The following is an 8953-nucleotide window of genomic DNA, read 5'->3' as shown; positions in this document are numbered from 1 at the left end:
CTCTTCGTCCATCAACGTACTCATGATGTCGTCCTTTCGACATTAACACCTGAGCAGGTTCTCACTGGGTCGATACATCCAGTCGCGAGTGTCGCGTGACCACCGCGCCGGGTTGGGCTCGCTTGTGACCCAGCCACAGCGCGATCTCACAGGGATCGGCACCCGACTGCAGCAGGCTCATCGCCGTGGAGTGCCTCACGACGTGCGGCGATACCGACATTCGCTCGAGCTGTGGATATCGGGCCGACGCCGCCTCCACGGCCAACTGCAGCCGCTGGGCGACGTTGGCCCTAGTCATCGGATGCCCGTCGCGCCCAGGTAGCAGTGGGGACTTGTCGCGCAACTGAGGGTTCAAGTGCAACCAGTCGCGCACGGCTTGGGCCGAACTCTTGCACAGTGGCAGTGAGCGCTGCTTGCCTCCCTTACCGTGCAGCCGGACGCTGTTGGTCGGGCCGAGCACGATGTCAGCAACGCGCACGTCGATGATCTCGGAGACGCGCGCGCCCGTGTTGAACATGAGCGTGAGCAAGAGCCGGTCGCGCTGCCCGATCCAGGTGTCGGTCGCCACCTCGATCACCGCCAGCATCTGCTCGCGCTGCAGGTAACCGACCATCTTGCGTTCGAAGCGCTTCATGGGCACAGCCAAGGCGTTCTCGATCACGCCCAGGTTGTCCGGATCCCGCCTGGCTGCGAACTTCAAGAACGCCCGCACCGCTGCCAGTCGGACGTTGCGACTTCGAACAGAGTTGTGTCGCCGCACCTCCAGATGATCAAGGAAGTCGGCCAGGAACCGGGCGTTCAGATCGGCAATCCTCATCCCGTGGTCCGGCAGGCGCCGCGTCTCTTCGGCAAAGCGCAGCAGCAGCACGAAGGTGTCACGGTACGAGGCCACAGTGCGCGGGCTCAAGGCTCGCTGCTGCACCATTTAGTCGGTGAAGATCTCTCGCACGAGGCCAGCGAACGTCGGGGTGGTCTGGCGGCTCATCGCGCAGCCCCTTGCCCGTCGATGCCGGCGAAGCGCTCGAACCGCGCACCGATGGTGTCCATTAGCTCTGGAATGCCGGACAGGTACCAATAGGTGTCGGAGATCTTGGCATGGCCCAGGTACGTGCATAGCCAGAACATCGCGTGGTCGATGGACTGACCCGTCTCGCGCCAGAGTTGTACGCGACGCACGGCGAAGGTGTGACGCAGATCGTGGATACGAGGATGGGGATGGTCGCCTCGGGAGCGCCAACCGAGTCGCAACTGCAGGCGCAGAAAGACGTTATCCACCGTGCGCCTCGCCAAGTGCCCGCCGTCGTACGAGACGAAGAACGGGGCGCGCTCCTCGACGTCATGACGTCGGTTCCGGGCCTGCCGGTACAAACCAAGTTCCAGCACCGTGCTCGCATGAAGCGGCAGGCAGCGGGACTTGTGGAACTTGGTCTGCCGCACGGTGAGCATGCCACCCTGGAGATCGACATCACCCAGCGTGAGCTTCAACGCTTCCGACAATCTGAGCCCCGCTGCAGCGATCAGGCCGAACAAGGTGCGGTAGGCCACTGTCGTCAAGGATGGGATGGCCGGACGCTTACGATCTTCGAGACCCTGAGCCAGCAACTGCAGCAGCATTGCCTGATTCCGCGTGGCGGTCAGATCGTGGACGCCAGCATCGTGCAGGCCCCGATTGCGCAAGCCAACGCCAAGGAACGCGAGGCGCTCAACCGTGGCGATGCGCCGGAAGGCTAGAGCGCCAAGCGCCTGGCCCACACCCTGGACGATTTAGCACGGCAAGGCCTTCTACGGCTACAAGCTGCACGGCAACGTGGATGGGCGCTACAAGCTCAACCGAGAGCTGAAGATCACGCCGGCCAACGCGGACGACGGACAACAACTTCCCGATGTGCTGCAGGCCGCCAACACGCGGGATCGACTGCTGGCGGACAGGGGTTACGACAGCCAGACGAACCGGCAGGTGCTGCAAGCGCGGGGACTGCAAGAAGGGATCGCGCGCCGAGCCAAACTGGGCCAGACCGCCAAGGCGCGGCTGAACCAGCGCAACCGCACCATCAACAAGACCCGTGCTCGCGTCGAGCATGTCTTCGCCAGCCTGGCGCAGCAAGGCGGCAAGTGTGTGCGCGCGATGACCCTGGCGCGCAACGCACTGGCCATCACTCTGCAGTGCGCCGCCTACAACGCGCGCCGGTTGGTGTGGCTGGTCAAGAGCGGAGATCCGTCTGCATGGCCCGCTTGAGGGCTGAAATACCTGTCGCAGGTCTCTGCGGCGGGTGGAAACGAGCATCGAAGGGCATCGCACCTCGAATGCCCGCTCAGCTTACGCGCACTCGCGGGCCGTTGCCGGCCGCGCGAGGGGTTTCAGCCCTCGATGGTCCGACTGATGCAGAAGCGACCGCCATGCGATGTCAATGATTGCCGGACGCTTGGTCTTCGTCGATTAGCGTCAGCGTAACACTCAGCGAATCGGCCTGAGAAGTCGCGATGGGACCTTCCACGCCACCCGCTGCACGCAAGTCCTGTTCGACGACGGAGAGCAGATCCAAGCGGGACGGTGCATCCTCGATATGGAGGTTGCCGACCTTGGTCTTCATCGAAACTTGCCGCTCTGACTTGAACTTGCGCACTTGGCGCAGGACGTCGCACGCGAAGTCCAAGTGCGTTGTCGCGTTGGCAGACTCCCGCGCGTCACCTGCGGGCCATGCGCTGAGGTGGATCGAGTCCGAGTGTGCCCACGACCACGCCTCTTCGGTGACGAAAGGCATAAACGGCGCGAACGCGCGCAGAAGGCGGTCGATTGCGGTAGCGATCGCGTGGCGCGCCGAAGCGGAGCCGGCGCCTTCCGTATAGGCGCGCGTCTTTACGAGCTCGACGTAGTCGTCACAGAACCACCAGAAGAACGATTCAAGCGATTCCAGCGCGCGGCTATATTCGAACTCTTCCAGCGCGGCCGTCGCCTGCGCGAGCACGCGCGACTGCTTCGCGAGCATCTGCGAATCGACGCCTTCGAGTGCAGCGGGCCTCGTCGGAACGAGTCCCGCGGAGAGCTTCGCGACGTTTAGGACCTTCGTCGCGAGACGCCGCCCAATCTTCATCTGCCTTTCCTCGAAAGCAGTGTCGGCGCCGGGGCGACCCATAGCGGCCCAATACCGCACCCCGTCGGACCCGTGATCGTCCAGTAGCTTTGCGGGCGTGATCACATTACCCTTCGACTTCGACATCTTCTTGCGGTCCGGATCGAGGATCCAGCCTGAGATCAGCGCGTGTCGCCACGGAAGCTTCCCCTCCTCGAGATGGGCTCGCACCAGTGTGCCGAACAGCCACGTGCGGATGATGTCGTGACCCTGGGGACGAATGTCGAACGGGAAGAGCGAATCGAAGCGGCTGCCGTCTTCATCCCAGCCCGACGCAATCTGGGGCGTGAGCGAACTGGTGGCCCACGTGTCCATCACGTCGGGGTCTCCGATGAAGCCGCCCGGCTGCCCGCGCGCGGACTCCGTGTATCCGCGCGGCGAGTGGGATGAGGGATCGATAGGCAGCTCGGACTCGTCGGGGACAAGCGGGTGTTCGAAGTCAGGCTGGCCCTCCGCATCGAGCGGGTACCACACGGGGATGGGCACGCCGAAGATTCGTTGGCGGCTGATTAGCCAGTCGCCGTTCAGTCCGTTCACCCAGTGTTCAAAGCGCGACTGCATGTGCGTAGGCTTCCAGTCGATCTCGCGGCCTCTTTCGAGTAACTCGGCCCTCAGGTCGGTATCGCGCCCGCCATTGCGGATGTACCACTGGCGCGTGGAGATGATCTCAAGCGGCCGCTCGCCCTTCTCGTAGAACTTGACTGCGTGAGTAATCGGCCGCGGTTCCCCCAGAAGCTCGCTCGAGGTCTTGAGCAACTCTTCGATCACCGAACGCGCCTGGTTCGGTGATCTGCCCGCCATCTTTGCGTAGGCTTCTGCGCTGCCGGCCGCGCGGATCCACTCCGGCGCTTCTTTCTGGAAGGTGCCGTCCTTGTTCATCAAGGACCGGCTCGGCAGGTCTAACTCGCGCCACCAGATAACGTCTGTGACATCGCCAAACGTGCACACCATCGCAATGCCAGTGCCCTTGTCCGGCACGGCCAGCTTGTGCGCAAGCACCGGAACTTCGACGCCAAACACCGGCGAGTGCACCGAACAGCCGAACAGGCCGGCGTAGCGCACATCGTCAGGATGAGCGACCAACGCCACGCAGCTAGGCAGCAATTCCGGTCGCGTCGTATCGACGGCGACAAGGTCGCCATTTGCCGCGTGGAACGTGATCTTGTAGAAGGCGCCCGCAGTTTCGCGGTCCTCAAGTTCCGCTTGCGCCACTGCCGTTTGGAATGTGGCATCCCAGAGCGAAGGCGCATCTTGCATGTACGCTTCGCCGCGTCGAAGGTTGCGCAGGAACGCTTTCTGGCTGATACGCTGCGCGCGGGGGCCGATCGTGTTGTACGTGAGGTTCCAGTCAATCGATAGGCCAAGCCTCACGAGCAGATCGTGAAACGCAGCCTCGTCGATATGCGTGAGCTTGAGGCAAAGCTCGACGAAGTTGCGCCGGCTGATCCGGTCGTACTGTCCACGTTTCGCTGCGGGCTGCGCGGGGGGGGCGTAGTTCTGCTGGTAGGGCTTCGTCGGATCGCAGACCACGCCGAAGTAGTTTTCCACGCGGCGCTCGGTGGGCAAGCCGTTGTCGTCCCATCCCATCGGGTAAAACACGCGCTTGCCGCACATGCGCTGATAGCGCGCGATGATATCGGTGTGGGTGTAGCTGAACACGTGGCCGACATGCAGAGAACCTGACACGGTCGGCGGGGGCGCATCGATGGCGAAGGCGCCGGCACGGCCCGCGCCGTCAATGTACCTGTAGGTGCCTGCTTCTTCCCAAATCCTTGACCATTTGGACTCCAGTCCGTCGACGGTCGGTTTGTCGGGAACAGTGCTTTCAGTATAGTCTTGCACGAGAGATTTTCCGGCTGGTTGGACGACGCACGACGGGGGATAGCCATGCGAATCTGGGCAGCTTGGGGCCCGTTTCTAGGGATTATCAGCGAAGCGCATGTTGCGAGGGGGGTGTCCGGATTTCCGTGTGTGAGGCGGGTGGGTGAATTGGCTGTTGGCTGATCTCTCTGATGTCTTCAGGCCCCTGCCAGGCCGCTGGAGGCGCCCCGGTTGAGCCATGTACTCATGGCTCAACCCCTTACCGCCCGGCCTGCGCCGGCGCGGTGAATCGCTCCTCGTAGAGTACCGCGGACTGGTTTATCGTCTCGCGCCACTCCTTGGCAGCGCGGCCCCAGTCGGCGGTGATGTTGCGCAGCGCCAGCCACAGCAGCTTGGTGGCCGCGTCGTTGCTGGGGAAGTGGCCCCGCGTCTTGATTATCTTGCGCAGCCGGCTGTGCAGGCTCTCGATGGCTTTGGTGGTGTAAACCACACGCCGCACCGCCCGGGAAAAGGCGAAGAAGGCGTGTGGGGCTGTCCTGGGCAATGTAGCGAACGATGCTCAGAAGGTCCGAAGATGCCTTGGGGCGCCACACGACGCTGTACTCACCCACCGACATCAGTCACCGAGCTGTGGCCGCCACGCCTTGACGAGCGGTTTGAACTCAGCCTCATAGCCCAAGCTGTCGGGGTAGCGATGGACGCGTCCGATCAAGCCAAGGACCACGGTCATGTCGGCGACGATGGCAGTGTCCAGCGACCACAGCGAGGTCAGATCGAAGGCGCCGCAACTGCGACTGTTCCACCAGGCCAGAAGGAAGTCTGCGACCCGCCGACTCTGCCCGGAATCGCGCTGTGCGTGGGCCAACAGACGTTCCAACGCGGCTGCTTCGTCGGCGGTGATGAGACTGGGCCGCGCCTCGTGCGCCGCGGCCAGCATCGCCTGGGCGATCACGGCCTCAGGCTGCCGTGGTCGCCTGTTCATGCACGCGCCCGACGCACCGGCTTGGCGCGCCCACGCTCAATGGCGTCGATCTCGGAGTCCATGGCTGCCATGACCTCGTCATGCAGCGCGCTCGGCTGCGCATCGTCCAGCGACGCCTGAATCTCGGCAGCCAGCCACCGGTTGTGGGCTATCGCCTGGTGGGCGACACGCATCGCCTCTGCCTGGCTGGACCGGCTTCGGCTCATGTCCTTCTTGCTCGGATCCCAGTCGGTGGCGTCGAGCTGCGCTACTGCGATACCGACTTCGCGCAGCAAGATCATCGCCGAGGCCGGGTTGCCGAAACGACGCGGCTCGGTGCTGCGCGCCTTGGCCAGCACCGCATCCTGGCCGCTGCAGGTGGCGATGCGCAACATGAAGCCGCCGCCCTGACCCTTGAGGGTCACGCCGGCAACACCACCGGCCGCCGCGGTGGCGCGCAGTTGCTAGAGGGTCATGCTGTGCATAGGAGTGGTCGCATAGAAGACAAAAGAATAGTGCACGCTTGACAGAAGACATGCAACTTCAATGCGCGCTCAAGCTGCCCGACGGGCGGGGGCAGGGTTCTCCACTCACTTCGTAAGCGTCCGGCGAACCCGTCTTGACGACGAGGGTGGTGATCAGGCAGCGACGGGGCAGGTCTGCCAGCGATGCGGCAGCAACCCGGCGATACGGCTGGCTGGGAGCGTCGGCAGGCGCTCCAGTACGTCCTTGAGGTGGGCGTAGGGGTCGACGCCGTTGAGGCGCGCCGAGTGCACCAGGCTCATGACCGCAGCGGCGCGCTTGCCCGCTCGAAGCGAGCCTGCGAACAACCAGTTCGATCGTCCGATGGCGATCGGCCGGATCTGGTTCTCGACCCAGTTGTTGTCGATCGGCAAGTCGCCGTCGTCGATGTAGCGCGTCAGCGCGATCCATCGCTTCAGGCTGTAATCGATCGCCCTGGCGGTGGCTGATCCGTCGGGCACCTTCTGTCGCTGCTGCACGAGCCATTGCTGCAGCGCATCGGCAATCGGCCGGGCCCGCTCTTGCCGGATGGTCTTGCGTTCGTCGGTCGCCAGCTCCCGCACGTCGCGCTCGACGTCGTAGAGGGCCACGAAGAACTTCAGCGCCTGCTCGCCGACCTGGCTGCCGTGGTTGGCCCACAGTTCGTGGAACTTGCGCCGCGCGTGGGCCATGCAGCCCACCTCGGTGACACCCATGTCGAAGCAGGCCTTGTAGCCGCTGAAGTCGTCCGTCACCAGTCGGCCCGTCCAGCCAGGCGCTTGCGCACTGCCCGGTAGCCCGAGGAACTCGCGCACATGCTGCCCGCCGCGACTCTCGGCGAAGTCGAAGACGACGGTCTTCACCGGGTTGAAGCTCGTCGTGCAGTAGCTCCACAGGTACGCCCGGTGCGTCTTGCCGTTGCCCGGCTTGAGCATCGCCACCGGCGTCTCGTCGGCGTGCAGCACCTCGTGCCTCAGGAGTTCAGCTGTCAGCGCGTCGACCAGCGGCTGCAGTTGCGCGCCGCACTCGCCAACCCACTGCGCCAGCGTCGAGCGCGCGATTGCCAGCCCCGCACGCTCGAAGATCGCCTCCTGGCGGTACAGCGGCAGGTGGTCCAGGAACTTGGCCACCAGCACCTGGGCCAGCAATCCGCTCGTCGGGATGCCCTTGTCGATGATGTGCGGCGCCACCGGCGCCAGCACCAGCGTCTCGCACTGGGCGCACACCCACTTGCCGCGGATGTGGCGCTCTACCGTGAAGACACCAGGCTGGTAGTCCAGCTTCTCGGCCACATCCTCGCCAATGCGCTTCATCGCGCAGCCGCACCCGCAGGTGGTGCTCTCGGGCTCGTGGCGGATCTCCCGGCGCGGCAGGTGCGCCGGCAGCTTCTCGCGCTTGGGGCCTTGCTTGTCCTGCGGCGCCTTCGTCTCAGGCGTCTGTTGTTCGATCTCCCGGGCCAGCGCCGCCAGGTCGGCGTCAATGGTCTCCTCGATCAGGCTCTTCTGCTCAGCCGAGAACGCTTCGCTCTTGGCGGCGAACTTCAGCCGCTTGAGCACGGCCATCTCGTGCGTGAGCTTGTCGATGGTGGCCTGCTTGAACGCGGCCTCGCGCTCCTGGCGCTGGATGATCTCGTCCTGGCGCGCCACCTCGGCCTGCAGCGCGCGCAGCGCCTGGCGCATCTGCTGCGGATCCAGGGTGTCGAAGGACGTGTCGGCGATCACGGATGGTGATCCGTGCCAGAGCCTGTGCCCAGCCGCATCGGCACATCCGGCAATTGCCTACAGCACGGTGATGACTCCGGCTTCGCCCAGGCGCTGCCAGGGCAGACCCAGCACCAATGCATCGAGCTGGGGGCGGGTCAAGGTCAGCGTCGAGCCCGTATCCCTGGGCCAGACGAACTTGCCGCTGTTCAGACGCCGAGCCGCAAGCCACACGCCGAAACCATCATTCACGAGCACCTTCATGCGGTTGGCTCGACGGTTGGCGAACAGGTAAGCGTGGTGCGGGCGGGCCTCACCGAAGACCTTGACGACGCGCGCCAGGGCAGACTCGGTCCCGGCACGCATGTCCAGCGGCTCAACAGCGAGCCACACCCTGTCCACGCGGATCAACGCAGGATCTCGCGCAGCCAGGCCGCGCAGAAGGAGGCGCCTGCCATCGGCCAGCGCACGCGCACGCTGATCGCTCCGCGCTGCAACTCAAGTTCCACGAACTGCGCCGACTCGCTCGCCACTGGCACCGCAGCCATGGCGATCGGCACGAACGCACTGACCGGCTCGGCGCCGCACTGGGCCTGCCGCCTCCACTTGTGTACGAGGTTGGCGTTCAGGCCGTGCGACATGGACACCTTGGCCACCGACGCCCCGGGCGACGCGCACTCGGCCAGAACCTGCCGCTTCAACTCCGCGCCGTGCCGTCTGCGGCGCACACCCTTGGCGTCAATCTTGGTGTCCACTTGGTCTGGCGGATTCAACTGGTCAATGCAACGGTCTGGCTGAACATCTCAGCCGGCGTCCTGAAGCCGAGGGTCTTCCTCGGC

At 64.6% G+C, this 8953-nt stretch carries 9 protein-coding genes and 1 pseudogene; 1 reads left to right on the top strand and 9 read right to left on the bottom strand.

What is annotated here, in order from left to right; genetic code table 11:
- Positions 1-61 precede the first annotated feature (61 nt).
- Both KAK07_RS24975 and KAK07_RS24970 read right to left on the bottom strand, forming a co-directional pair.
- Positions 62-907, bottom strand: coding sequence for a tyrosine-type recombinase/integrase (locus KAK07_RS24975; RefSeq protein ID WP_247661414.1), 846 nt, complete (start codon positions 905-907; stop codon positions 62-64).
- Between the two features lie 74 nt (positions 908-981).
- Positions 982-1614, bottom strand: a complete 633-nt coding sequence (locus tag KAK07_RS24970) for a tyrosine-type recombinase/integrase (protein WP_247661415.1) — start codon at positions 1612-1614, stop codon at positions 982-984.
- Between the two features lie 193 nt (positions 1615-1807).
- Between KAK07_RS24970 and KAK07_RS24965 the strand changes: the two genes are divergently transcribed.
- A complete protein-coding gene (locus tag KAK07_RS24965; RefSeq protein WP_310738726.1) occupies positions 1808-2236 on the top strand; it encodes a transposase in 429 nt (142 codons plus the stop codon).
- A gap of 169 nt (positions 2237-2405) precedes the next feature.
- Here KAK07_RS24965 and valS read toward each other — a convergent pair whose 3' ends face one another.
- The 7 genes and pseudogenes from valS to tnpA form a co-directional block, all read right to left on the bottom strand.
- Complete coding sequence (valS, locus tag KAK07_RS24960; RefSeq protein WP_210857310.1) at positions 2406-4973, bottom strand: valine--tRNA ligase; 2568 nt, start codon at positions 4971-4973, stop codon at positions 2406-2408.
- Between the two features lie 238 nt (positions 4974-5211).
- Positions 5212-5472 (bottom strand): annotated as a pseudogene (locus KAK07_RS24955) (transposase); the annotation flags it as partial.
- 96 nt (positions 5473-5568) lie between these two features.
- Positions 5569-5889 (bottom strand): DUF7673 family protein, encoded by a 321-nt coding sequence (locus tag KAK07_RS24950; RefSeq protein WP_210857313.1) that lies wholly within the window; start codon positions 5887-5889, stop codon positions 5569-5571.
- Positions 5890-5930: 41 nt separating this feature from the next.
- Complete coding sequence (locus tag KAK07_RS24945) at positions 5931-6338, bottom strand: antitoxin PaaA2 family protein (RefSeq protein WP_210857311.1); 408 nt, start codon at positions 6336-6338, stop codon at positions 5931-5933.
- 213 nt (positions 6339-6551) lie between these two features.
- The gene (tnpC, locus tag KAK07_RS24940; protein WP_210863672.1) at positions 6552-8093 is read right to left on the bottom strand and encodes an IS66 family transposase; all 1542 of its coding nucleotides are present in this window, start codon (positions 8091-8093) and stop codon (positions 6552-6554) included.
- Between the two features lie 99 nt (positions 8094-8192).
- Positions 8193-8516: an IS66 family insertion sequence element accessory protein TnpB gene (gene tnpB, locus KAK07_RS24935; RefSeq protein WP_310738728.1), complete on the bottom strand. Its 324-nt coding sequence runs from the start codon at positions 8514-8516 to the stop codon at positions 8193-8195.
- A gap of 5 nt (positions 8517-8521) precedes the next feature.
- Positions 8522-8869, bottom strand: coding sequence for an IS66-like element accessory protein TnpA (gene tnpA / locus KAK07_RS24930; protein ID WP_310738727.1), 348 nt, complete (start codon positions 8867-8869; stop codon positions 8522-8524).
- Positions 8870-8953 lie beyond the last annotated feature (84 nt).

Source organism: Ideonella alba (assembly GCF_018069875.1).
Taxonomy (GTDB): domain Bacteria; phylum Pseudomonadota; class Gammaproteobacteria; order Burkholderiales; family Burkholderiaceae_C; genus Ideonella; species Ideonella alba.
Note: the sequence above shows the minus strand (reverse complement) of the source record. Positions and strands in the feature narration are given on the sequence as shown.